The organism is Rhizobium jaguaris (assembly GCF_003627755.1).
Taxonomy (GTDB): domain Bacteria; phylum Pseudomonadota; class Alphaproteobacteria; order Rhizobiales; family Rhizobiaceae; genus Rhizobium; species Rhizobium jaguaris.
Genome location: NZ_CP032694.1, coordinates 3,027,226 through 3,051,588 on the forward strand (window position 1 = coordinate 3,027,226; position 24,363 = coordinate 3,051,588).

24 protein-coding genes are annotated in these 24,363 nt (G+C 56.7%); 11 read left to right on the top strand and 13 right to left on the bottom strand.

Going from position 1 to position 24,363, the window contains the following annotated elements:
• Nucleotides 1-142 precede the first annotated feature (142 nt).
• Nucleotides 143-784 (bottom strand): hypothetical protein, encoded by a 642-nt coding sequence (locus tag CCGE525_RS14775; protein ID WP_120704929.1) that lies wholly within the window; start codon nucleotides 782-784, stop codon nucleotides 143-145.
• Nucleotides 785-917: 133 nt separating this feature from the next.
• The gene (locus CCGE525_RS14780) at nucleotides 918-2,639 is read right to left on the bottom strand and encodes a site-specific DNA-methyltransferase (RefSeq protein WP_120704930.1); all 1,722 of its coding nucleotides are present in this window, start codon (nucleotides 2,637-2,639) and stop codon (nucleotides 918-920) included.
• Between the two features lie 468 nt (nucleotides 2,640-3,107).
• Here CCGE525_RS14780 and CCGE525_RS14785 point away from each other — a divergent pair, with 468 nt between their 5' ends.
• Nucleotides 3,108-4,583, top strand: coding sequence for a TniQ family protein (locus tag CCGE525_RS14785; protein ID WP_120704931.1), 1,476 nt, complete (start codon nucleotides 3,108-3,110; stop codon nucleotides 4,581-4,583).
• A gap of 298 nt (nucleotides 4,584-4,881) precedes the next feature.
• Nucleotides 4,882-5,283, top strand: a complete 402-nt coding sequence (locus tag CCGE525_RS38310; RefSeq protein WP_162950171.1) for a hypothetical protein — start codon at nucleotides 4,882-4,884, stop codon at nucleotides 5,281-5,283.
• On the opposite strand, the gene CCGE525_RS14790 is transcribed toward CCGE525_RS38310, so the two are convergent.
• The 6 genes from CCGE525_RS14790 to CCGE525_RS14815 form a co-directional block, all read right to left on the bottom strand.
• Nucleotides 5,233-6,633, bottom strand: a complete 1,401-nt coding sequence (locus CCGE525_RS14790; protein ID WP_120704932.1) for a hypothetical protein — start codon at nucleotides 6,631-6,633, stop codon at nucleotides 5,233-5,235. The genes CCGE525_RS38310 and CCGE525_RS14790 overlap by 51 nt on opposite strands.
• A 515-nt stretch (nucleotides 6,634-7,148) precedes the next feature.
• Entirely contained in the window at nucleotides 7,149-7,649 is a 501-nt protein-coding gene (locus CCGE525_RS14795) for a hypothetical protein (protein ID WP_120704933.1), read from the bottom strand.
• 526 nt (nucleotides 7,650-8,175) lie between these two features.
• On the bottom strand, nucleotides 8,176-9,231 hold the full coding sequence (locus CCGE525_RS14800) for a leucine-rich repeat domain-containing protein (RefSeq protein ID WP_162950172.1): 1,056 nt from the start codon (nucleotides 9,229-9,231) through the stop codon (nucleotides 8,176-8,178).
• A 193-nt stretch (nucleotides 9,232-9,424) separates the two neighbouring features.
• Complete coding sequence (locus tag CCGE525_RS14805; protein ID WP_162950173.1) at nucleotides 9,425-11,383, bottom strand: AAA family ATPase; 1,959 nt, start codon at nucleotides 11,381-11,383, stop codon at nucleotides 9,425-9,427.
• Nucleotides 11,384-11,440: 57 nt separating this feature from the next.
• Nucleotides 11,441-12,028, bottom strand: coding sequence for a hypothetical protein (locus CCGE525_RS14810; RefSeq protein ID WP_120704936.1), 588 nt, complete (start codon nucleotides 12,026-12,028; stop codon nucleotides 11,441-11,443).
• A gap of 495 nt (nucleotides 12,029-12,523) precedes the next feature.
• Nucleotides 12,524-13,786, bottom strand: a complete 1,263-nt coding sequence (locus CCGE525_RS14815) for an MFS transporter (RefSeq protein ID WP_120704937.1) — start codon at nucleotides 13,784-13,786, stop codon at nucleotides 12,524-12,526.
• A 224-nt stretch (nucleotides 13,787-14,010) separates the two neighbouring features.
• On the opposite strand from CCGE525_RS14815, the gene CCGE525_RS14820 reads away from it, so the two are divergent.
• The 5 genes from CCGE525_RS14820 to CCGE525_RS14840 all read left to right on the top strand — a co-directional run bounded on the left by CCGE525_RS14820 (nucleotide 14,011) and on the right by CCGE525_RS14840 (nucleotide 18,303).
• A complete protein-coding gene (locus CCGE525_RS14820; protein ID WP_205587393.1) occupies nucleotides 14,011-14,916 on the top strand; it encodes a LysR family transcriptional regulator in 906 nt (301 codons plus the stop codon).
• Between the two features lie 159 nt (nucleotides 14,917-15,075).
• Nucleotides 15,076-16,065, top strand: a complete 990-nt coding sequence (locus CCGE525_RS14825) for a zinc-dependent alcohol dehydrogenase family protein (RefSeq protein WP_120704938.1) — start codon at nucleotides 15,076-15,078, stop codon at nucleotides 16,063-16,065.
• A 26-nt stretch (nucleotides 16,066-16,091) separates the two neighbouring features.
• Nucleotides 16,092-17,201 (top strand): alkene reductase, encoded by a 1,110-nt coding sequence (locus CCGE525_RS14830; RefSeq protein WP_120704939.1) that lies wholly within the window; start codon nucleotides 16,092-16,094, stop codon nucleotides 17,199-17,201.
• Between the two features lie 317 nt (nucleotides 17,202-17,518).
• Entirely contained in the window at nucleotides 17,519-17,815 is a 297-nt protein-coding gene (locus CCGE525_RS38315) for a type 2 periplasmic-binding domain-containing protein (protein WP_162950098.1), read from the top strand.
• A gap of 281 nt (nucleotides 17,816-18,096) precedes the next feature.
• Complete coding sequence (locus CCGE525_RS14840; protein WP_120704940.1) at nucleotides 18,097-18,303, top strand: type 2 periplasmic-binding domain-containing protein; 207 nt, start codon at nucleotides 18,097-18,099, stop codon at nucleotides 18,301-18,303.
• A gap of 54 nt (nucleotides 18,304-18,357) precedes the next feature.
• Here the strand turns inward: CCGE525_RS14840 and CCGE525_RS14845 are convergent, their stop codons facing one another.
• Nucleotides 18,358-18,636, bottom strand: coding sequence for a DUF1330 domain-containing protein (locus CCGE525_RS14845; RefSeq protein WP_120704941.1), 279 nt, complete (start codon nucleotides 18,634-18,636; stop codon nucleotides 18,358-18,360).
• 134 nt (nucleotides 18,637-18,770) lie between these two features.
• The gene (locus CCGE525_RS14850) at nucleotides 18,771-19,520 is read right to left on the bottom strand and encodes an SDR family NAD(P)-dependent oxidoreductase (protein WP_120704942.1); all 750 of its coding nucleotides are present in this window, start codon (nucleotides 19,518-19,520) and stop codon (nucleotides 18,771-18,773) included.
• 211 nt (nucleotides 19,521-19,731) lie between these two features.
• Here CCGE525_RS14850 and CCGE525_RS14855 point away from each other — a divergent pair, with 211 nt between their 5' ends.
• The 3 genes from CCGE525_RS14855 (at nucleotide 19,732) to CCGE525_RS14865 (ending at nucleotide 21,572) form a co-directional block, all read left to right on the top strand.
• The gene (locus CCGE525_RS14855; RefSeq protein ID WP_162950175.1) at nucleotides 19,732-20,088 is read left to right on the top strand and encodes a type 2 periplasmic-binding domain-containing protein; all 357 of its coding nucleotides are present in this window, start codon (nucleotides 19,732-19,734) and stop codon (nucleotides 20,086-20,088) included.
• Between the two features lie 227 nt (nucleotides 20,089-20,315).
• On the top strand, nucleotides 20,316-20,504 hold the full coding sequence (locus CCGE525_RS14860) for a hypothetical protein (RefSeq protein WP_205587394.1): 189 nt from the start codon (nucleotides 20,316-20,318) through the stop codon (nucleotides 20,502-20,504).
• 435 nt (nucleotides 20,505-20,939) lie between these two features.
• The gene (locus CCGE525_RS14865) at nucleotides 20,940-21,572 is read left to right on the top strand and encodes a glutathione S-transferase family protein (RefSeq protein WP_120704944.1); all 633 of its coding nucleotides are present in this window, start codon (nucleotides 20,940-20,942) and stop codon (nucleotides 21,570-21,572) included.
• Nucleotides 21,573-21,801: 229 nt separating this feature from the next.
• Here the strand turns inward: CCGE525_RS14865 and CCGE525_RS14870 are convergent, their stop codons facing one another.
• From CCGE525_RS14870 to CCGE525_RS14880, 3 genes are all read right to left on the bottom strand, one after another.
• The gene (locus CCGE525_RS14870; RefSeq protein WP_120704945.1) at nucleotides 21,802-22,005 is read right to left on the bottom strand and encodes a hypothetical protein; all 204 of its coding nucleotides are present in this window, start codon (nucleotides 22,003-22,005) and stop codon (nucleotides 21,802-21,804) included.
• Nucleotides 22,006-22,101: 96 nt separating this feature from the next.
• The gene (locus tag CCGE525_RS14875) at nucleotides 22,102-22,524 is read right to left on the bottom strand and encodes a nuclear transport factor 2 family protein (protein WP_162950176.1); all 423 of its coding nucleotides are present in this window, start codon (nucleotides 22,522-22,524) and stop codon (nucleotides 22,102-22,104) included.
• 500 nt (nucleotides 22,525-23,024) lie between these two features.
• Complete coding sequence (locus tag CCGE525_RS14880; protein WP_120704947.1) at nucleotides 23,025-23,474, bottom strand: hypothetical protein; 450 nt, start codon at nucleotides 23,472-23,474, stop codon at nucleotides 23,025-23,027.
• A 293-nt stretch (nucleotides 23,475-23,767) separates the two neighbouring features.
• Here CCGE525_RS14880 and msuE point away from each other — a divergent pair, with 293 nt between their 5' ends.
• The gene (msuE, locus tag CCGE525_RS14890) at nucleotides 23,768-24,358 is read left to right on the top strand and encodes an FMN reductase (RefSeq protein WP_162950249.1); all 591 of its coding nucleotides are present in this window, start codon (nucleotides 23,768-23,770) and stop codon (nucleotides 24,356-24,358) included.
• Nucleotides 24,359-24,363: the final 5 nt, after the last annotated feature.

The following is a 24,363-nucleotide window of genomic DNA, read 5'->3' on the forward strand; positions in this document are numbered from 1 at the left end:
CATCATTTCGGAATCAGGGGGCGGATTGCCTCGGAATTTGCAAAGAGTTGCACCGCGGCGTGCCTACCGATTGCGCCGTCGTTGACAGAGGGGCCTTTGCAGGTGCCCAGAAGTAGCAAATATTTCGGGAAATTAAGGAATCTTATTTCGGCGCCGTCGCCAGCCAATGGTCGTTTATAGCGCGATCAACGATGGCCCGGATCGTCGGCTGGTCGAGGTCGGGAAACAGATGTTGCGCAAGCGCAGTGCGTTTGCCAGTGCCCACCTTGGGTCCATTAAAGCGAGAATCTCCCATTAGCTGCTTGGCCTTGAGAATAATGGTCTTTTCTTTGGCGGCTTGCAGTTCCCTCTCGCTGATTTCCTGCTGTTGAAGCAGTTCGGTCACCAACTGCTCAATCTCGCCTTCAAATTCCTCCAACCAATCGGTCTGTTCAATAGCGCGATGTAAGATGCCATCGCACATCAAGCCCGCGGCCACACGGCAGGCCTGGCCATCGTGGCTGCGCCATATCGCAATAATCTTCTTGGCTTCTGGAAGGTCGCTAATGTCGTCCTCTTCGAAGTTGTCGCCGAGTTCTTCCGCCGCATCAAAACTGGTGGTGATGAGATAGACGATTTTTGGCTTGGCATGCCTTATAAGATTAAGAAACTCGCCAAATGAAACAGATGCGATGAACCCGCCTCTGCCTTCCACGGGCAGCACCGCTTCCAGCAATAGCGCGCCGCATTCTGCCGCGGCCTCTTTCAAATCATTCGCAAGGCGGTCGATATCTGCAGTATCCATGACCTGTGTCCAATATCGAGGCTGCATGGCTTGTTATAATCAATCAGTGCGAGCATCTAAAGATGGCCCCTCTGCCGTGGAGTCTTTAAGTTCCTGTCTACGCAAGAAAACCAACACGGCAGTTCCTCTATCTCTAAAGCAATCGTTGATCTTGCTCTGCTTCCCGCGCTGCTGCTGGATTGAAATGTACAACAACATCGTCTGATTTGCTGCCCGTAAACGAAAAAGCAAATTCCGGAGCATTTGGATCTGGTCGCCGGATCGCTTTAGAGACTTGCCGCTTCTCCGGCTGAAAGAACTCTCGGGATATGTGTCCGAGCGATGGGAGTGCTGGACGAACGCCCTTGAACCACTCGCCGATCGTGACGATTTGAAGCCGGGGAAGATGGCCGTGAGCTGTATCAACAAAACCGAACGACGCCGCTTCGGCTCTCATCTCACGAGTGGCTTCATGAAGACAGATAAAGAGCCCCATTTCCGCGCGTTCGCGGTCGATTACAGCCTTGAACTCTCTGACGTCTTTTGCCCCGACATGCTGCCCACCTTTCACTGATGTTAAGATCCGGCCCCAGCCGCGTGGACCGTTCATAAAATACATCTCGCCATCGATGCCGCGATCTGGTCCCTTTTTTGTTTCTTTCAGCGCTTGCACTCCGACCAGATAGTTCGCCCACCACTGAAACTGAAACTTGTCCTTCAACGCCAAACGTTCAGCGCTGAGAAAATCTCTCGGTATTCCCCCGACATCATAGGCAGCATTTGGATTCAATCCTCGGATCCGATTCTCAATGACCTTGATCGCGTGAAAGGCAACATCGATTCCCACCCACTGCCTTTTAGCAATCTCCGCTGCGGCTATCGTCGTCCCGCAACCACAGAAAGGATCGAGGACCACTCCTCCTTCAATTGTAGCAGCACTCAGAATTCGGTTGAGGAGCTTTACCGGCTTTTGAGTGGGGTATCCGAGCCTTTCGCGCGCTTGCGAGTTAAGCGGGGGAATATCTGTCCAGACATCACCAAGCGGCATCCCTCGTTGCTCGTCCAAATAACGCTTTAGGCGTGGCACTCTTCCTGGTGCTGATTGATGAATCAAACCAGCGAGAAATGCTTCCTCCATTCGGCTTCTCGTCCAACGCCAAACGCGCGTGACGCCCAAGAACTCGTATGTCAGATTTGGGCGGTCGTGATTTGGATTTAGAAGATTGTCAAGCTGATACTTTCTGCCATCGCCATCGTCGTGAACGTACTTTTCCGCAATGGACGGCGGAAGGTTATTCAGATCATATGGCTCGTACAATTCATCGCTGTTCCAGGTCCATTCTCTCCCTTTTGCAAAGCTCAAAATTACATCGTGATTGTTGGGAAGCCGTCTGGTTGACAGCGACTTGCCCGTGCTTCTCTGCCATATTATTTCGTTGGCAAATTGCTCAGGTCCAAAAATGGAATCCAGAACGATCTTCAGATAGTGGCTCGCCGTTGCGTCACAATGCAAAAAAAGTGATCCGGTTGGCTTTAAGACGCGCCTCAACTCGTGAAGACGTTGCGCCATCATAACGAGGTAAGCCATCATGTCGCTTTCGCCCAGAGCTGCGTGCAACGCATGGATAATGGCGGCAACGCTACCACCAGTTCGCATCAACTCATCAAATGCCCACTGCGCCTCGCTACCCCAAGTCCAAGTATCTCGGAACGCCTCAACCTGAGCACTCGCAGCCTCGTCGGCCGGAGTTCGAAAAAGTACGTTGTAGTTCGCGTTACTGTTGAATGGTGGGTCAAGGTAAACAAGATCCACGCTTTCGCTCGCGATTTCTTCCCGCAATATAGTCAGATTGTCCCCAAACCAAAGTTGATTCATCGCTTGTTACTCCACACCCTCAGTAAATTTGAGCGAATATAGTTAACATCTTCCTACACCTCATAATTGAATAAACATGAGGGCCATTCGCCGGTACGGAGAGCACTGCTGATAAGCACGTGGGCGTGCGCGACCCTCACGAGGCGAAGAGGAACCCAATGGTCCCCAATTTTGATATCTTTGATCCTTCAGATCAAAGATATCGCAAAAGGCGCTCGGGGTTTTTGCGCTTTCGATCTTCGTATGACCAATTCGGATTGTACTTTGGTCAATCGGTTCCTTCCGTCCACTCCGTCGTATGCTGTTCTCATAGTTATGGATCAACTTGATAGCTCCGTGAGCACATGATCAAGTAGAGGTATTTTATCCGGTGTGGCAGCACGCTATTTGAGCGCGTGACTACGGGAGGGTTAGATCATATGACATCCGCTGAGGCTCTGCGCGGTGGGCCGCAGATAAAAAATGTAGATGGCTAGCGGTGTAGTCGTGAACACGGTTCGGCTGCCCTTCCAGATCGCGATGCAGGACGATGAGCTTCCTGCCAGCTTTGTAAGTCGAGTTGCGATTGCGAACGGCTTTCGATCCGGGTCGGAATTTTGCGCGATTACGGGGATGAACCGCGATCGACTCATCCATGGCAGCGAATATGAAATCAAATTGCTAGCAGAATGGACTGGTGTAGATCCAGCGCAGATCAATGCATTCACTTTCAAGCAAGGCCACCTTTTTGCATTTGGCCAGGCGGTCTTGAAAACTCGCGGCTTCTGCCGAGACGGTTTCCGCTTTTGCTCGGAATGTTACGTCGCAGACACCAGCCTCGGTCCGCCGGTGATCCGGGCGACCTGGCAATGGCTGCCTATTTCCTGCTGCCCGGTACACGGAATACCTTTAGCGTCATCATCTGGCGATGTTGGTGAGATCGGCGCCGTTCCTGAAATGGCTAACGAAGCCTTCAAAAGCACTAAGCGGCTCGCCTATCCAAAGGCTATCGCGCTATCCAAATATCTCACCGATCGGATATTGCGATCTGCCGATGACGATTTTGTCGGAAGACTTCCGCTCTACGTCGCGCTCGAGTTCTTTGATGTCCTGGGTTCTCTGCATCGAAGAATTCGTCAAAGTTCATGCCTGGGCACCGGGAGGTTCGAGCTGGCCCAAGCTGGATACCAAATTGCGCAGCGTGGACCAGATGCGGTGTCCGAGCTGCTGTCGCGCTACACGACGAAGGGAAGCGCGAGCAGCGCCAACAGACTTCGGGTCAAGATCTATGGAGACGCGAAGCAATGGTTGTGGCGTCACAAGGATGACGCCGATTACTCCCCGATTGCCGATCTGTTCCAATCACAGGCTAGATGGAATCCATCGTTTGCGACCGGTGGGATATCTGCCAGGAAAGCCCGAGCGAGCCGCACTCATACGGTACGGAGCGCATCAGAAGAATATTGCGTTCCCGTTGCACTCGTGGAGCGATTTCTCAAGGAGCGGGGCGTGGCCCTCCCATCAGACTGCTTGCTCTCGAGCTTCAAGTTCGACGCCGCCGTCGCTGATGAACTGTTCGGAGGAGCTGGTATCCCACTTGGCCTGCACCAGGCCGCTGAGGTACTCGGCTGTTCGCCTGCCACAATCATCGAGCTGCTTGATCTTCGCTTACTGGATCCTCTTTCGAGCGACAAGAAAGACGTTCGAGAGACGTTCGTCAGCAGCGCCAACTTGTCCCGTCTTCTGAAGCGTATCTATCGGGACGCAGACACAACGGCAAAGACGCCCGGGTTAAGATCTCTCCCACATTGCGCTATCGCGTCCGGCGTTTCTGAGGGGAGAATCGTAGGTTTCATTTTGGCGGGACATCTATCTAACGTCGCAATTGCGAAGGCCCAAGCTGGATTGGGCGCGTTGTACGTCTCCTTGCGAGAGGTGCTGACGTTAAAGAGCCAAAGGGTTTAGCGATCACGCTCGCCCGATCGCAGAGCTGATCACCAAAAAACGCCGAACATGTCCTATGCCATCGGCATCGCAGTCCCTCTGTGCCTATAGTGGCATAGATAGATATTTCGTCTTTAAACCCCTGAGCGTAAGGCGCGATAGCCTTCGCACTGCTCGCGCCGCTGGATTTCCCGCCTTTAGAATTTCTCGTCCCTTGCATCAATCGCGTGCAGAATCGCAGGGACTCTGCCTACATGAGGCCAAAGTGTGTAACGAACCAATCGTGTCCATCGACGGGCCTGCGTCGATAGTCGAAATTATGGAACAGATACTGAAGGGTCATAGGTGGCAGCCGACGAGTTGGAACAACAATGCGGTGGTTGAAATTGGCGTCGATGGACAGGAGGAAGGCTTTTTGAAAATCAATTTGAGAGCTACCAGCGGTGACTTCGAGGGCATCCCGTTGGTGTGGTGGCAAGAAGTTTCTCTCGCTGAGGCGGGCGATCACCTAAGACAGTTCCTTCTTGAGCAAGCCGCTTGGGTTGAAGAGCATGTTGGTACCTCGCTGCAGTTCGAACCGCTTCCGTTGTGGTTGACGGCTGTGCTAGCCGAAGACTTAGAAGCATGGAGCCTCGAGGCCTATGAAAATGCAATAGCTACCTTGGAGGCCTCAGGCTCCGCCCGCCGCGATCCGAAGGAATGCCAGTCGCAATTTTGCTAGAAAGTCCTTATCGTCTGATGTTAAGGATTTTGACATAGTGGCCACGACATGGGGCACCAACATCGCTCCCCCGTTCACACGCCGCATACGCGGATGTGTAATTTCCTTGCTTCTTTCATAAACCAGGTCCTCCTGAAATCCCATCGTCTCCACGACGATAGTTTTCATTAGGTGTCCGCCTTCGTTTCGCACTTCAAGGACAAAATCTGGACGGCACATCTCCAAGTCTCCTTTCTCCATACGCACGGCGATATCAAAGAGCGGCTTCCAAATATCAAAGCGAATGCCGCCTTTCTCTCGCTCCTTTTTTTGCACCCATGATAGTAGCCCGAGCGTCCGCTTCTCGTATTCGCTGTCGACTGGTGCGCAATCCGTTCCAGAGAGGCACGGTTGAGCGAAACACCCGTATGGCTCATAAACCGTATCGTTGGGAGTGCCCTTTGCATAGCTGATTAAGGAAATATACGGGCCGGTCATCACGTCCTTGCATTCCGCGAAAACATGCGGCTTGTTCGCCATTGGGCGTGAAAAGTGGTCGCTACCAAATACCACCGTGCCTTTCTCGAACCGATTGACCCGGGTGCAAAGAAACCCATGCGGTCTCCCAGTCCCAGGCCAGCCTTCCGCGGCACTAGCAATCTTTTGTCTCAGGGTTACGGGCTCGCTGACAGCCGTAAAAGAATGCTCTGATCTTCCAATTAACTTTGGAGACGAGATAATCAGATCGCCGACGGACTTGCCGCCGCCAAGAGGCAGTTCCAACGCGGCCTCGCGGATCGCTTCATATTGTTCCTTGAGGCTCCTACGTTGCTCGCCAAATTTCCACCTATTGATTTTGGCCCGATCCAAAAGCGTCAATAAAAGATGCGCGTGACTTGAAGAGCGCGTTCGATCGTCGCGTGTCCCGTCGCGAGGTATGACTGGGGAGCGTACTGGTGATGCGCCTCGAAATGCACGAACCAAACCAAACGTGTTTACCTGCCTTGGCCGCCTTTCAGGATCAATGAATTTTTGAGTGTTATCAGCGTTGGCGTTCAACTTCCCACGAGACTGAACAAAAACGCAGTACTCATCGTGTTCAGGCCGGCTCGGGTGCCTCCTTAAGATGATGCCTTCCACCGGATGAAGAAGAGGTGCGAACTTCAATTCTGTATAACGTTTGCAATCGCATGCCAGCCATTGATTGCGAAATTTCAGGTCATGGAATAAATCCTCGACCTCTTCGGCCATAGTGTCGGTTAGTTCGCCGTGGCGCGTGAAATAGGCTTTGATGGGCGCCGTCAAATTGCCGTCAACGTCGCAGTTATCCGCAAACCGGAAAGGAGCCCGGTCAACCCTCTTAAATGGCATGTCTTCAATCCGAGATTCGAAACATAACGTTCTATCGCTTCGCAATGCGCCTGGTTTTCTAGGCTGTAGAGGAAACCGCGGTAAAATTCGCTTTCACGATAATCTTACGCGCAGATAAGTGGAAAGCGTTTGAAGAATAGTGTTTCAATTCGATACAATTATAAAGATATGCAATTACTTAGGTTCATGAGGAGACGAACGCATCCCGTAATTCCAGTTGAGATGGCCACGGCGACCGCGCGCCATCGGCTTAGCCCCCAAAATATGTGCAGCCAATTATGAGAATGCGGGTGTTTCGACTCGGCCTTGGTAGCGTGGCTACTTCCTGCGTTTCACCACAGCAATGCTAGACGCATCGGCGGCTTACCTGATGAAACGGCGATTTATATTTTTATAATCTAGCTACTGAGAATTGTTGCATTGCGAGTAATATTCATATTCTGCCCGTTCCACTGCAACGCGACCTGTTCAGTCGGAGAATGCCCAAGGTTGAGCAGGCACCCTCCAATGAAGAATCAGCGTGCAAGTACCCTTGGCCTATTAGCTTCGTGTACTTCAATCACGGCAAGCTGATCGCTTAGAATCCTTCCAAGCACCTCCGCAACCTCTTCCTCGCCAAGACCCGAAGCCAGAAGCTCTCTGCGAACCTTGTTTGCTTTACGGATGTTGTCAAGCTTGTCAGAGACAACACTTTGCCAAGCCTTTGCGTTTGCTATCGCTCGCTTGTCTTGTTCTTCTTGATAAAACAACACCCTATCAAGTACTTTCCTGGCGAGGGAAATAGGAATCTTCCTAAGTACTGCCCATATCTCAAACGGATTAGTGAACGATATCTGGTCTACTTGTACCAAATCTCCCATGTCATCCACCGGCCCACGCGGACCACCACCTCTATCGAAAACTGAGCAAGCGTAATAAAATAATTCGACTGCAAGGATGTTTAGCTCAACATCCTGAGGCAGAAGGATTCCTTCCGCTGATTTCCTTGTATCCATCGTGATGCTCACAACTGCCATGGAAAATCCCTCTTCAGCGACCTTTATTTTGCGGCCATTTTTTCTCTTATCTCAGACGCCGGATTTACTTCTAGCGCTATCCTTCTGGTTGACCCAAAGTATTATATTTGCCACTAGTAGTATCGTCGATCAAGTGTTGAGCATGCCGATTGCGTTCTCGAAACTCCCTCGCCGACATTCGCCCCGTTGACATTGCGATGATGGCTCAATCGCCAACGCTTCGGGAAGTGTGGTGATCTTCGTATTGGAAATATCGATCATCCCACCAATGTCCGCGAACAGCTCCTCGTGTTCCGGTGACAGAATGAGCTTCGCTCAGCGCTCGCGGGCGGCCGGGCCACCCATTGCGACTTGCCGATTTCGCGAGGTATTTGCTCGATGGTCGAGAACTTCAGCAGCTTCTTCGGGTGTCCCCGGATAAGCGAACTCAGCGTCCCAGTGTGCTTCTTCATTCAGCAGTTGCGAGCAACGTTTCGACGCCCGCACCGCCAATGGCGCCGGACAACTCACCGTAAGCACATTATTTTTAGTGGGTCCTGAACTCTCGCGCCGACATCGTTCGATCGTTCGTGATGATGACCTGATCATCTGGGACGCAATTTGGCAAAGAGTTGATGGCGGAGTTGCTCAGACTGATCTTACCGCCCACACTCATGATGTCCGGCAGCTTAGAAATTGATGTCCCACCGATCAGAACGTCGCGGTCCACGTACAAGCCGTTTGATAGCTGGGAGACTTGGGTGCCGCGAAGGTCGAGGTTTCCTCGAATTCGCGTATTCTGTGGCAAGGTAGTCAAAGGTGCATTGCCGATGATAAGGCCGCCTACATCCAGCCCCTCGCCAATTTCCGCAATCAGACTGGAGCCGATGAGCAAACAACCGCTCACATACAGTCCCGGCGGAAGGCTCCGCAGAGCGGTATAACCAAGGTTCAACCTGCCCGGAACGCGGAGGTCTGGTGGAAGCTCGCTTAGCTTGTGCCAGACACCGTTCTCGTCAAGTACCCGTCCCAGTTCGAACGCTGCCAAGCCTAGTTTGTAGCCCTCGCGCGAAAAGAAGGGAGCGAGAATGTTGAAATATCGATCGATGGGCGGCCGATTTCCCTTTCCTTGCATAGCGATAACGTATTTCCCGTTCACCACTGACATGGTGACATGCGGCCTTCCGAAACGGTCGCGCAGGGAAAGGAAGGCGCTGCCAGGGCTCTGAAGACAGTAATCATATCGCCCACAGCCCAAACAGTGATCCATTCGAAGACCTTCCCAATCAAGTGCTTCCACCGTGACCAGCCTCACAATGGTGTAACCGTCATCGAGCTCTGCGATGCACTCTTCGCCCGAACACGCAGCCGGTGGGCCGAGTTTCCGGCCTGATTGCCGTTCTGTCTTCGCGACTTCGACAAGCAGCTGTTCGATCGAAGCGCATTTCATAATTTTCTTGGGTCTATTTGCCTCGTCAACTTTCTGCAGCCAATAGGCCTCATGAAAGACGGCATCGTGCAGCCACTCAACAACCCGTTCGATATCCTGGTCAAGAAGACGTCTTGTCCTACGCTGCAAGATACCTCGTACGATGACAGGCATCACACAATTGCGCATCAACCCATATACGTGAAAGTGGCAATCCCAGTAGAATTGGAGCCGGTTTTGCACGCGAATGGTCAATCGCGCGCGAACTTGATCTCGCGTCGGCATGGTACACCTAATGGCTTCTGATTGGTGATTGCCGCCAAACCGGCGGCTGATTGTGCGGGCGTCTAATAGTCCGCAAGTGCCGCTATTGAGCGGCTATGCCGGAATAGCTGTCGGGCTCCAAGGCAACTGGCACGGTCTGAAACGACACGGCATGAGCAGCAACCATTTCGCCGACTTGTTGCGCGTCTAGCCGGCCTTTTTCGACCAACGCGTCGCACATCGCGTCGAACAAGACGCGCTCCTCGACGATGATGGCTTTGGCGCGTTCGAGCTGTCGCAGCAGACCCGCCTCAACCGCCTCCGCCAATCGAGGGTAGAAGCGCCGTACTCGATCGGCCTCTTCGGCATCTGCTGCCGCTGAGAACGTTAACCTGTGCCCTAGTCCGGTCGCCGCCTCCATCTCGGTCAACCGATCTGTTGCTCTCTGCAAATCCGAACCGACGATCAAGCCGCCACCGTCACAGTGACCGCCGAGGATCACGATTTCCGCAGCGATTCCTCCGAGGAGCATTGCGTTCTCCCGTTCAAAGTAGTCGCGATCACGCCGCTGAAGCACTGATTGTTTGAAATGCGCCCCACCCAGCTCGATCACTTGGTCGCCGGGGTTAAACCAGTCGGCAATCTTGACCCCGACAAATTTTCCAGCTCCCAGTCTAAGGCCTACCAGGCTGTGACCGATCTCATGCACAGCCATCGCACGGCGATGTTCGCGCGGAATGATCACACGCGGTGGCAGATGTGCAAGTACGTCATCGACTGACACAGGACGGCCGCTACGTCTGGCAGACCGGCGCGCGTCTCGTGCCAACTGTTCCAAGTGAGCACCTGACATTCCCTCCGATAGGTCCGACACCGGAGCCAACTGGCTTTGCGTCAATGCTTGGTCCAAATACTGCGACAAGATAAGCAACCGCTCGGTCGGGCCAGGCAGTCGGATTTGGATGAAGCGATCGAGGCGACCAGGGCGACGTAGCGCAGAATCAATTCGGCTCGCATTGTTGCAAGCGCCAACGATAATCAGACCTTCGTGTTCATCGGAACCATCGATTTCTTCCAAAAGCGCGTTCACGACCTGGATGCTGTAGTCGCGGTTATCGTCGTCGAGCTTTTCCCGGTCGCCAAACGCGTCGATCTCGTCGATGAACAGGATAGTGGGTGACTTGCTTTTCGCCTGCTCAAAATCGCGGTGCATGGCCTTCAGGAGGTCGCCCAGATGCCCGCGCCGCTGCCAGGCGGCCAGAGATGCCGTAACGAGATGTGCATTCGCTGTCGTCGCAAGAGCGCGAGCGAAGGTGGTCTTTCCAGTTCCCGGCTTGCCTTCAAGCAGGACGCCGCGATCGACGTCACACCACCCGATCTTGCCAGCCTGCCAATCTCTCAAGTCTTCCGTGAGCTGCATGCCCCATTCAGCCGCTTGGCCGTACCCGGCCATGTCCTCCAGACCCCTCGCATTCGGCTGCGACTTTCGCTTTGCTGGCGCGGAGTCTGAGGCTCCAAGTGACCTCAATCGCCTGAGACTCTCGTTGAAGCTTCGGCCTCGCGCGACGGCCTTCCACATCAAATCTGCACCGATGTGGAGAGCCTCGGCAATCTGCGTGTCGGTCGCGACAACATCGCAGCAATTCAGGAGCGCGCAACGCACCTGTCGGACGGTCAGCTTCTCGATATCGCCGATGAAGGACGCGGCCAGTTGCCACTCGGGCGGAATTTTGAAGTCGTGGACGACCACAACCAAGATATACCCGAATGAACGTACCTCGTCGCTATCCAAGACCTTGTGAAACGCCGAGCTGTCGTCGTCAACAATTACGCGCCGCTCCTTTTCGTTATAAGCCGGTCTCCTGCCCGCAAAGAGCACGGCCTCGGCGGCCTCTCGATAAGGCTCGGCTGACTGTCCCAGCGGGGCCTTGAGAATTGTAATTCCATGAAGCCACGGATTAATCTTTCGATGTAATCTGAGTGCTTTCTGGATTGCGCAGTAATAAGCGAAGGTCTCTGCAGACTTCATGGCCGCGCGTAAAACGTCCTGCTTGCGAGTCATCACGAACCCACCTTTCATCGGAGGTTGCAACAGAGTTTCGATTTTTGGATATGAAGATCAGCGGCGCCGAACGCGGCTGTCCGGCCCGAGCGGAAGCTCGTCTATGTCGTCGAAGACAATGAACCGATGGAGGAAAAGGCTTGCGACTACGGGCACAGCCCTTCCTGTCATGTTGATTGACTGGCAATCGGCCAGGCTCAAGCTTCCTTGTTCGTCGAGCGCGGACAACAATCGAACTCGATCAGAAAGCGACACGGTGACCCTGGCGTATTGCAAGAGGTCTTTGGCGTTTTGCAAACGCACCGGCGCGATCGCAGACCGATCAACGTGGCGATAACGATGCCCGAGATCGTGGATCCGCTGCGGCAGCCAAGTAGGGAGCCGCTGACTGGCATCCTCGATCGTGACGATCTCGATGGAGGTGCCATAATTGACTTCGAAATCGGCGGTGAATTGCTCCCCTTCCCCGTCGTGGAAGATCGGGCCGCAAGTCCAGCTTCCAAGCTGGTCGTCTACGTCAAGGAGACACGCGTAATCACGAGCCAGCTCACTCCTAAACCTGAGCGGACCGACTGATCGGACGGTATTCAAACCTGATGGAAGAAAAGCGCGGGCTTCCGCGCGATGGGACAGCAGTTCGCCCATTTTTGCCACTCCGATACGACAAACGAGAATACATAACCACCCGGTGGTGGGTCATATGTTTTCGCGAAAGCGTATGAGGCGGCCAATGTTTGTCATGGTCGGAACAAATACAGAACAGACCTACTTATTGTCAAGTGCCTTTTTGAGCTAGGGCTGCCGGTCGGACGGTTTAGGAAGGAGAACCGGCATGGTGAGTTCCGGGGGGTTGATCCTGATTGCCATCTTGCCCTAACGCACCTGCATAGATTCAATGCTTTGAAAAGATTGACAATTCCAAGTTCCGGTTGGGTCACAGCGAAACGCAATGGTCGAAAAGAGAAAGAATTCAACACACGATGCTGCTAGGCCACTACAACTGACCGTGTTGTCGGCTGCAAACGCACCAACGCTTCCCCAACCCTTGCACTCTTCCTGTCGCGAATCGAACAAATCAAGAAATGAGCCGAACGCTGCGTCGCCATTGCGATGTCGGCGAGAGTGGGCCGGGTTGGTGGATCAGGTCCGGTCGCGCCGCCAAGCGAAGGCCGACACGGCTATAGCGCAGAGCATGCAGGCCGCGCCGGCGGCGCCGATCCAGGCTACCGAAGCCAGCGTGATAACAACGGACCCCAAGATTGCGCCGAGTGAGAAGCCGAGATACATGAATGAAGCGTTGAGCGAGAGAACGACCGGCGTATGGCTGAGGCCGGCAACGCCGACAAGCCGTGCCTGCTGTGGCGGGAAGAAGCTCCAGGCGCTCAGACCCCATAACGCGACCAGCGGCAGGATCGCCAGGAGTGCGTGGGGCGCCCAGATCAGCGCTACCATTGTCAGACTCGCGAAGGTCAATGCCGATATCGGCAGGGCAACAGCCTGAGCCCTTCGAGTGCCAAACCGATCATTGGCGTGGCCACCGAGCGTCACCCCACCAATGGCGCAGATGCCGAGCAATGTCAGAACGAGACCAGCCTGTTCGGGTGCCAGGTCCGCAGCAGACACCAGGAAAGGCGACACATAGGTGTAAACAACGTAGGCGCCGGTCGCCCAAAGAGTCGTTGTCAGCAACGCCGAAAACACGCCGGGCATCACGGCGACCGAGAGGCGTTCCCTCAGGCCAGCGGGCGCGCTGGCTGCGATTTCGCGTGGAAGCCTGATGCCGAGCACCGAGAGAGCAATCGCCGAAAGGCCGGCAACGCCGACGAACGTCGCCCTCCAGCCAAAATGTGCGCCAACAAGGGCACCGGCCGGAACACCGAGCGCGACCGCGACGGTAATGCCGCCATTGACGATTGCCAGAGCTCGGCCGCGATATGCGGCAGGCGCCAGCGCGCTAGCGACGGCATTGGCGTTCGGCACATAGAGTCCGGCCGCAAATGCAAGCAGGACGCGAGCGCCCGCCAGCCACCAATAGCCGGGGGCCGCTGCCGCAATCAGATTGGCAACGACAAACCCGGCGAGCGATACCATCAGAAGGCGGCGCCTCGGCCAGGCCGCCGTCAGCGCGGTCAGGATCGGTGAACTCAAGGCGTAGGTCAGAGCGAAGATCGTCACGAGCTGGCCTGCAGCTTGAACGCTCGTGCCCAAGGAGGTCGCGATCGACGGCAGGATCGCCGCAATCATGAAACCCTCTGTGCCAACGGCGAAAGTGCCAAGCGCCAGCGTGTAGAGTGTGCCGCGATCATAGTCCGGTTTGGCCAGCGTAGCCTGGTTACGGCAATGCTTGGCGCTTCCGCTGGTCGAGGTATCTGCTGTGACTGCGCAGTCGGAAGAAGCGCTCATCCCGTTCTCCTGAAGATCGTTGCACTGGGCGCCGTACTGGCGGCCGGAACGTCGTCGCGCCGAGGCCGTCATAGAGGCCACCTGCACGGCGTTCTGCTTTGCACAGTCAATTTGGACGGGACAAAATAGATCCGCTAGCGGCTGATTTAGGCTAACTTCTATGTATATAATACATTAATCGCGTGGAGCCGCAGTTGGCGGGCTCTGAAAGGAGCCGATGTAATTTGATCAAGGATAATTTCGCCCTTCGCCTCTATACGCGCGTCGCCCGTCTCGGCAGCTTCTCTGCCGCGGCGCGGGAGTGCGGCTTGTCGCAATCCCAGGCGTCGCGGATTGTGGCCGATCTGGAGGCCGAGCTCGGTGTCAGATTGTTGTCGCGTACCACGCGGGCCGTCGTGCCGACCGAAGCCGGCGGAGAATTCCTCGCGCGGGTCGAGCCCATTCTCGCAGCGTTAGACGAGGCGGAGCATAGCGTGCGCGAGGGGGGCGAACTGCGCGGGCTTCTGAGGATGAGCATGCCGACCAGCTTCGGCATTCGCGATGTCATCCCGCGCCTGGCCTCTTTCGCCGAAAGGCACCCGGATCTGCGTATCGAGCTTCAGCTCGGCGACCGGCGGCAGGACCTCGTCCGGGATGCCGTGGATGTCGCCATACGGCTTGGTCGGCTTCCCGATGCCACTGCTACGGCGAAGCGTATCGCGACGATTCCGCGTGTGGTCGTAGCCTCGCCTGAATATCTTGACCGATTCGGTGCGCCCGAGACACCAGACGATCTCGTTCGGCATCGCATTGTCGGCGGCACCGCCGCTGCAGTGCCGACAGCCTGGCGGTTCGAACGACATGGCCAGGAATCGGCCATAAAGCTCGATCCGCATTTCTTGACCGACGAGAATGAAGGGGCCATTGCGGCAGCGGTTGCGGGATTCGGCATCACCTCGACAAGCGGCTGGGCCTGCCGCCGCGAGTTGGAGAGTGGGGCGCTGGTGCGCCTGCTTCCCGATTGGACATTGGCCGGCATCCCCGTCCACGCCTATTTCCCGATGGGGCGAGCGACACGCGCCGCAGCGCGTGCCGCGATCGATCATCTCGTCTCTGCCTTCGAACGCAGTCCATCGGTCGTGCCCGACTGAATGCCTTCAAGATTGGACGGCAATGGCGCAAATACTGGGCGCTCCTCTTCTGATTGATGTATTTCATGCATAGAAATTAGCGGAATTTTGAAGCTACCGGCCAGAACCGCCACAGACGATGTTCGCCCTCACCAACAATCAAAGTGAGGGCTTTCGATTATGACCCGCTCCGTCCGCATCCACGATTTCGGTGATGCCAACGTCCTCCGCATCGAAAATGTCGAGGTCGGGGAGCCGGGCAGAAGCGAAGTCCGCCTTCGTATCCGCGCGATCGGCCTCAACCGCACAGAGATTACTCTCCGTTCCGGTCGGTCGCCTGCGAAACCGCCGTTGCCTACCGGTCTTGGCTTCGAAGCGGCCGGCGTCATCGAGGCGCTTGGTCCGGATGTCACCGGATTTTCGGTTGGCGATCGGGTTGCCCTCGTGCCGGCCTACGGCGCCGCGCAGTATGCGCTCTATGGCGAAGCCGCGATCGCGCCGGCCCGCTCGCTAGTGATGATCCCAGACGATGTAGGCTTCACCGAGGCCGCCGCGACCTGGACCGCCTATGGCACGGCCTGGGGCGGGCTGGTGGCTGTCGGCGCGCTCAAGGCCGGCCAGAGTGTGCTCATTCCCGCTGCCTCTAGCAGCGTCGGCCTAGCTACTATCCAGATCGCTCATCGGCTGGGTGCGCGTCCGATCGCGCTGACCCGCACCTCGGCGAAAGCGAACGATCTTCGCCACCTCGGTGCCTCAGCGGTCATCGCAACCACCGAGCAAGACGTCGTGGCCGAGGTCAAAGCCCTCACTGGGGGCAAGGGCGCGGAACTAGTCTTTGATCCGGTCGGCGGTCCTGAGTTCGCGACGCTTGCCAAAGCCACCGCCGCTGGTGGCACCCTCGTGGTCTACGGCGCTCTCGACATACGGCCGACGATCGTGCCGCCTTTCGAGATCTTCGCGCGCGATCTGGCGATACGGGGCCTCGCCCTGACCGCCCTCACGCGCGATGACCCAAAACTCGCATCGCTGAAGCAGTTCGTCAGCGAAGGCCTAGTCCAGGGCGCCTTCCATCCGACGATCGCGCGCACCTTCACCTTCGACCAGATCGCCGATGCTCACCGCTTCATGGAAGCCGGCGAGCAGATCGGGAAGATCGTGATCACCCTCTGACCCCTCGCTTTCAAAGGAAATCTCTGATGACTACCCAGCCTCTGTTCACTCATTATCGCATGGGCGATCTCGTTTTGCCGAACCGGATCGTCATGGCGCCACTCACCCGCATGCGGGCTGGCACACACGACCATGTACCGACGGCCCTACAGGCGGAACATTACGCCCAGCGGGCGAAAGCGGGCCTAATTGTCACCGAGGCGACCGCGATCAGCCCAGACGGGTTCGGTTGGGCCGACACTCCTGGCTTATGGACCTCGGATCAGGTTCGTGGCTGGCGCCGCGTCACCGACGCCGTCCATGCCGCGGGCGGGCGTATCGTCGCCCAGCTCTGGCACACCGGCGCTATCTCTCATCCCAATTTACGCGGCGGAGCGCTCCCACTGTCGGCCTCTGATGTCAATCCGGAGCAAGTATCCGTCACCGCTGCCGGGCGCGTGCCGACCGTGACACCGCGTCCAATGACCCGAGATGAGATCCGGCAGACCGCCGCCGACTATGCCCGAGCGGCGCGCAACGCGCTGGAGGCCGGCTTCGATGGCGTGCAGATTCTGGCCAACTATCTCTATCTGTTGGCTCAATTCCTGAACAAGACGACCAATCGGCGGACCGACGATTATGGTGGCGAGATTGAGGACCGTGCTCGCATTCTGTTCGAGGTTGTCGAGGCCGTCCTCAACGAAGTCGAGCCGTCGCGTGTGGGAGTGAAAATCAGCCCGATGCACGAAGGGGGCCCCTTTGCCGCAAATGACGAGACGCTGCCGATGGCAGAATACGCCATTCGCGAACTTAACGGCTATGGCCTCTCGCATCTCCTTCTGATGGGCGCCACCACCGACTTCACTGGCACGCCGCTTGAGCCGCTGATGGGCGATGGAATGTTCCGTCATTTCCGCCCGATTTTTAAAGGAACGCTCATCGCGAACGTCCAGATGGATGCCGAGCGCGGTAATCGGCTGATAAACGGAGGCCTCGCCGATCTCGTGGCGTTCGGTCGGCCGTTCATCGCCAATCCGGACCTAGTCGAACGTCTGGGGACCGGCGCGCCGCTCGCCGAGATCGACTGGACGACCGTCTATGCATCGGGTCCCAACGGCTATTCCGATTACCCGGCTCTGCAGCCGGCGAACCTCTGAACCATCACCCAATCCGAACACGGAAGGAATTGACCATGTCCAAAACCACACCGGAAGAAAACAAGAGGCTTATGTTCGAAGCCTCCGACACGCTCTTTAACAAGCGCGACTATGCAGCCTCCGAACGCTGTTGATCGGATCACTACATCCGGTATAGCGCCCATATCGCGCCCGGACACGGGGGACTGTTCAACCTGATCGGCATGCTCCCGGACACGCTGCGTGACGAGAACCAACTCATCGTCGCCGTGGGCAATTACGTGATTGCCCACGGCCGGTTCTAGGGCAACGCCCGACCCGCCGCCGATATCGTTCGAATGGAAGACGGTGAGCTCGCCGAGCACGGGGTATGCTCCAAGACGAAGCACCAAAACCAAACCGCCACCAGCAAGGTGTTTCTCGACCATGCGCGCGCAGCGCTCGTTCAAGTTGAGGCGACGATCGAGGCGACGCGACGTGCGGCGGTGCCAGCCAAAGCGTCTTTGGGTCTCGACTTCCTAACCGGCTACGAATTTGACTGGCTGCCCGCGATCATCCGCATCATGTATGACGAGCTACGCCATGTTGAGATTGTCATTCTCAGCCCCTCATCGCCCGATCTTGTAGACGACTGATGCGGGGCAGGAATGATCTTGCCTCCCCCGGCATGAGCGCAATGCGCCGAGAATCGTCTCCACTCGGCTGACCGACGAGCCGCCTATCGTGTTGATGCCAGTGGAGTACCATCTGACGGAGCGCAGCACCATCACCCCGATAACGTAACGGGCGGGCAATTTGTCGGTGTTCTCCATGACAAATCGCCAGCGTTGAGAGCGGTGGCTGACGCCTAGCGGATCAAGCTCGGTATTGATCTCACCTCTGATCAATACCGAGCTTGACCCGCGGAATTGCTCCGATGCCGCTCTACGCGCTCGATCTGTCGCCTTCCACCGTCGTCAGTAGACCGCTTGCCGGCGTACCGCCGACGATCGACCTCTCACTCGGCGACAAAGAAGCCAACACGTCGCCCCTTCCAAAAGCCATCGAATCAAAGATCGGCGAACTCAAATTCGCCGATCCTTGGCTCTTGCGTTCCCTGAGGGGCGACCGGACATGGGCGTAGCGTAAGCGGAGACGCTGCTGAACCACGCCTAATTCAGCCGTGCTTCTAGATGCATCAACCCAGAAGCCGGAAACGGCAGTCGATGCCGAGCGCGCGGTCGCCGAATGTCGCCTGATAGCCGGGAGAGTTGTACCAAGCCGTCGCGGTCTCGCGATCAGCGAAACGAATGATGGCACCGTTCGTAAAGGCTGGCTCGCCGGTCAAAACATCCCAAGCGCCGCCAGCGATAAACTCGCCGCCATATTCCTTCAGAACGGGACCCGCTGCGGTGGAGTAGCGATCCTTTGCCTCGGGGTCCTTCACAGTCAGTTCGACTACAACATAAGCACTCATTTCGTTCTCCGATCTTCAAATCTAAGGGGAATCGTTGTTACTGAGTCGTCTGGAGTTCGACTCGCTACCCGGCTTGGGAAGCCGAGTGTGCGGTTATGGCGGGCCGGGCTACAGCCCGGCCCTGGCTTTCTGGGTCAGCCTGCTGACTTACCGCCGTCGACGGTCAGGATATGGCCGGTGACGAAGCTGGCGTCGCCCGAGGACACGTAGAGGATGGCCCGTGCGATCTCGTCAGGCTGGCCGACCCGCTTCTGCGCATTGAGGCTGGCGAGATACGCCTTGACGTCCTCGCCGCCTCCAGTGAAGCGGTCAAGCATGCCGGTCTGGATCGGCCCCGGCGCAACCGCGTTAACCCGGATTCCCTGCGTCCCGACTTCCAGCGCGACCGACTTGGTCAAGCCTTCCACGGCATGCTTGCTAGCGGAGTAAATCGATGCGCCAGCACCACCTTCATGACCGAAGGTCGACGAGATGTTGACGATGCTCCCACTGCCCTGAGCCTGCATCACACGCAACTCGTGCTTCATGCTGAGGATCGTGCCGAGGACATTGGTGTCGAAAGTCGCGGCATAGGTTTGCGCGGTCTGCTCGACAGCTGGGCCGGGCTGACCCTCGGTGCCGGCGGCATTGACGGCGATGTCCAGCCGGCCGAAGCGCGTGACGGTCGCATCGACGAGCGCACGAACATCGTCCTCATGGCGCACATCGGCACGAACGAACTCGGCTTCCGCACCGGCGGCACGCAACTCGGCGACGAGAGCCGCCCCGGCGTCGGCATGGCGGCCGGAACCAACGATCTTAGCTCCCTTCTGTGCAAAGGCGAAGGCGGTGGCGCGAGCGATGCCTGTGAGGGCGCCGGTGATCAGGACTACGGGCGTATTCATATTCATTTCCTTTCGAAGCGGCGTTCTAGTGGCCATGCCTGAGTGGTCTGGATTGGTAGCCGCGTGGTTTGGGACGTGAGTAAATTCGGCTGGAAAACCTTGCCGGTGAAAAGGAAATAGGACTTGAAGGCTCCCGTGAGAAAGACTTTGTTTCTTGGACTCCATGCCTGAGAGGTATGATCGTGGATTTACGCCGCCCCCTGATATTTCATTGCCGTCGCCGAGGAAGGCAGCCGGAACACGCGCCGATTGCACGCTATTATCGGCCGAGCAACGGATAGAGGGACGAAAAGGGCGCGATCTTCACATTGGGAAGGTGCGCCTGCCATCGCTTGTGATTCTTCGCGATACCATTCTGGCGAGCGCAGGCGCCGCCTTGCTGGCAAAGTTCGTAGCCGCTGACGACATCGAGGCGGGCCGACCCGCCTACTGGGGAACACATGCCAGCCCATTGGTCGAGATCTGGGCGCTCCAGAGCTCGCGCCGTCTCATCGGCGCTAAGGCTCGTGCTTTCCTGGACGTGATCGAAAAGGCATTCCCGGAGAAGATCCTTATCCCTCCGACCTGAGGGAGGGGTGGATCGCGGCGAAAGCTGAGCCGCCAACCTTGGAATGGTACACTCGAGCGATCTTAAGAATCGGGGCTGGTCGATATGACGACCGATTAGCAGACAGGTATTCAAACTCCGTGTTGGAGATTCCAATTTTTCGATGAGCTTCGATGTTGCCGCGCCGCTGCTTGGCAACTTAGGACAGATCGGCCGCCCACGGGGCCGCCCCTGACTGAGCGCAAGCTATGATGGTCGCGCCGTCCGGCAAGACCACGTCCGATAAAGGCCGTGGATCAAGCTTCGCCCGTGGCCGCGTGACAAGCGTGCTGGCCAATCGTCTCATCATCAGCCGCACCCAGTTCTGTGCAGTGAAGGCCTACATGTTCGCTCCCGAAACCGACAACGCCGACGTAAAGAGATTTACCGATCATTGAAAGGACCGCCGGTACCGTCTCTGGTGCGGCGGCGCGTCCACGTCAACGTGAACGCCCGAACCGCTTCCAACCGATGGAGGATCATGTTCCGAGTTGATCAGCGGGCTGAGCCAAGCCAGCTTCAACTCACCTACGTTCCAGCTGGGTCTACCGGCGTGGTTGATACCATACTCCGAAAGCATGGACGATCGACCTACAAAGTCTTTTCCAACGCAAACACGGCTGCCTATGTTGATGCTTACAGGGCGTCGAGATAGCGATGCCCCCTAACGCAGAGAAAGGGAAATTATCATTTTTCTTCAATCATCTGTGGTTTCGCTGCTGCTATCAGCTTTTTTGTACTCACACCCTCCAGAGGCCCGCAGCCCGCTCGTCTGTGGTCACCTCTCGTCATACCTGCTTCGCATCAGCGTGGCATCAGAAAGGAACAATGAAATGAAACTCTACCACTCCAAGGGTTCACCCAATTCACGTCGCGTCCGCATCCTAATCGCTGAGAAGGGTCTCGACGTCGAACTTGTGCCAGTAGATCTCGGGATCCGGGAGCAGGCGTCAGACGCTTATAAGGCGATCAACCCGCGTCAGGTCGTCCCGACGCTCCTTCTCGACAATGGCATCGCGATCGGCGAAGTACCGGTCATCCAGCGCTACCTTGAGGAAGTTTCTCCGGAAAAGCCGCTCTTTGGAACGACGCCGGAAGAACGGGCCGTGGTCGGCATGACTGACCGCCGCATCGAGGCGGAGGGCTTCGCTTCAGTCATGGAGGCGATCCGAAACACCGTGGCCGGGCTCAAGGATCGGGCGATCGCCGGCCCGCACAGCTACGCTCAGATTCCCGACCTAATTGTTCGCAGCAAGCAGCGTGTTGCGAACTTCTATTCCGACCTCGAAGCGTCACTCAAGACGTCTGCCTACGTCGCCGGCGCTGATTTCTCTGTTGCCGACATTACAACACTCGTGACGATCGATTTTGCGACGAACGCAATCTCGATGCCAATCCCGGAGACCGCGGTGGCGGTGAGGGCCTGGTACGAAAAGGTCGCGGCACGTCCCTCATCGCAGGCCTAGTCGGTGGTCCTGTCGGGAGGTTGGTCGGCGTACGCAAAAAGTCCGACCTCTCGACATCCAAGGAAGTCAGCGCAGCACGAGACACGCGCTTGCATTGCATAAAACAATATAGCTCGTTTTGATTGCGAGCTTTCTGCATCGAGCCTTTTGAAGATTGAAACGGCCCTCTGTCGGAATACTTCGCAGTTCCGCCATGTCGTACGTTTGAGTGTGGCCTTGACACCTTGAGTTAGGGATTCGTTATCGTTCCCAACCGGTCGCTCAGCACTCCACCGCCAACAACGAGGGAGGCAAGAGCGAGCAGGCAGACGCTCGAGAGCCATTGCACGGCGGAAAGCGGCCCGGCAAGATCCAACTGGATGGTCGGCAGCGCGACGTTCACGATAGAGGCGTCGACAAAGTCGATACTGTTGCCGAAGATGCTCACCAGCACTGTCAGGGAGTTTCTCGAACTGGTAGGAAGCCACCCATCGGGGGTGGCCGCCTCATGAGGCAAGCTGTTTTCCGTTCCGATCGTGATGAGGTTGGCTTAGGCGGCGGCGCGGGTCAGGCCGTGGGGAATCTTCAAGCTGTCGAGAAGAGCCTGCGGCTCGAAGTACGCTACCCAGATGTTTATGGCTTTACCGTCCCGGACTGTCCAGTGCTCCGAGATCTTAATCATCTCGTCCCGACCGGTGAGACCGAAGTTCACGAGCGCGATGGCGTTCTCGCCGTTGGCGAAGAAGACGTCGTAGCTGAAGCGGCCGAAGTCGAGAACGTCCGGCAGGTTGGGGAGCACCTGCTCGCGAAAGAACGCGCCTCCATGATGGACGCCGCCCCACGGGAGGTAATTTGGTGCAGTGGTGACGAAGTCATCGTGGAGATACGAACCGAAGTCCGTGAGGCGCTTTTCGACGCCGGCCTGGTAATAGGCGTCCACGACTTCAAGCGTGTTCTTGGTGGTCGAGATCATGTCCATTCCTCGGTCCTTTCTGATCGATCTGGAAGCAGAATCCGGACATGACGCGACGCGTCGTCAGGTATTCTCGATGAACGATGTAGGCCCTGACGGCACTGTTTTATTGAAAGCTTGTGCAGGTTTTGAAGTTTCGCGATCAAAATTCGGAAAACGAAAGCACTACGACTGCAATCGTTGCTTACTCGACCTCACGGCACTATCCCGTACTAGGACTTTTGAGGATTCGAGCATGGACAATTTCTCAACCACCCTATGGGCGCTGGTCGAGTGGGGACAGCCTGCGATGGCGCTCCTAGGTGTAGGCAGCCTCACGATAGGCACCGCTACAACGGTAGCATATGGCCTCTTCAAGTGGCTCGGCGAGAAAAGTGGATCGATCAGAAATTGGCAAATCAGCTCGAACTGTTCAAAAGTGAGCAAGCGCGGGAGCTTGAACACTTGCGATTGAAGATCAACCGCGCTTTTCGAAGAAAGGGGGCGAACTATTGGGCGCCCTACCTACCCGACAAAAGCATCGGTGTGTTCTCGATGACTAATTCCAACTGCGCATGCTCGCGGCTTCCGATTTTCGGAATTCTCTCGAAAGCCCTTCGTAAGACCTCGACGCCGTTGACAGTCCCAGCGGTCAGCATGAGGTCCGCGAAATCCACGACCCAGGCCCACAATTCCGGGCGCTTGAGTATGGAGGCCGAGACTGCCGTGTAAGTGTCGAAGCTCCCTTCTCGCCCCAGCTCAATGAGGTGTGGCTGCGCTTGCAGGCGATCGTCAAAATGCCCGAGGGACATCTCGTCCGATCCCCCGTTAACGCTACCCCAGTGCAGCAGATCAGCAGCCATTCCGGCGCTGAAGACGAGAACCATGGCCGAGCGGGATTCCTTAGTAAGGATTTCGGCGGTCTGCCACCTCACATGACCGCGGCCATGCTCGCTTTCCTCGATGCTCATTACGGTGACATGGAAGCCGCATGCCATTCCATAACCGCATGGCCAGCTTCATGGTAGGCGGTGATGGTGGACTGGTCTCGTTGCGATGCCATTTGTGTTCTTCCAGTGAGTCGGTGCTTCCAGTGTCTCACAATGGATGTCGGCCATCTTCAAAATCCGCAGTTTCTTTCAATCAGGCCCGGCCCCGTTAGACTAACTACGTTACACAGAATGCGGTTCAGCGCGAGCTGATACCTGGAGGCGATGCGATGAACATCTCAGTTGTCGCGGGAAGACCCCGCCCATTTCTCGGAATGCCGATTTTGAACGCACACCAGCCTATGAAGATCGTCGGTCTCGCCGGCAGCCACAGCAAACCGTCGAAGACGCTGGCACTTGTCGACTACATCTGCACGAGAGCCGAGACCCAGTTCCGTCTTGAAAAGACGACGTTCGACATGATGGGCGTCGGTCCCTCCCTCGGGACGTCGATGAGCTTTGGCGACCTCGACGCACAGGCGCAGTTCGCCGTCGATCTGATGCTGGCTGCCGACGTTCTCGTAGTCGGAGCGCCGACGTACAAAGGCAGCTATCCTGGCCTTTTCAAACATCTGTTCGACTTGCTCGATCCAGCCAGTCTGCGTGGCAAGGTGATCGTTATCGCGGGTACGGGCGGCGGCGACCGACACGCCCTAATGGTCGAACACCAGCTCAGGCCGCTTTTTGGCTTCTTCATGGCCCATACCGTGGCGACGTCTATCTACGCCTCCGACAAGGACTTCGAAGCTTACACCGTCCGATCGGAAGCCTTGGCGAGCAGGGTCGACGAAGCGATGAGCGACATCGCCGCCTTCGTCAGACCGGGCACGCCAAGGCGTCTGCTTGATCTCGGGCCGCTTGCCTAGACTTG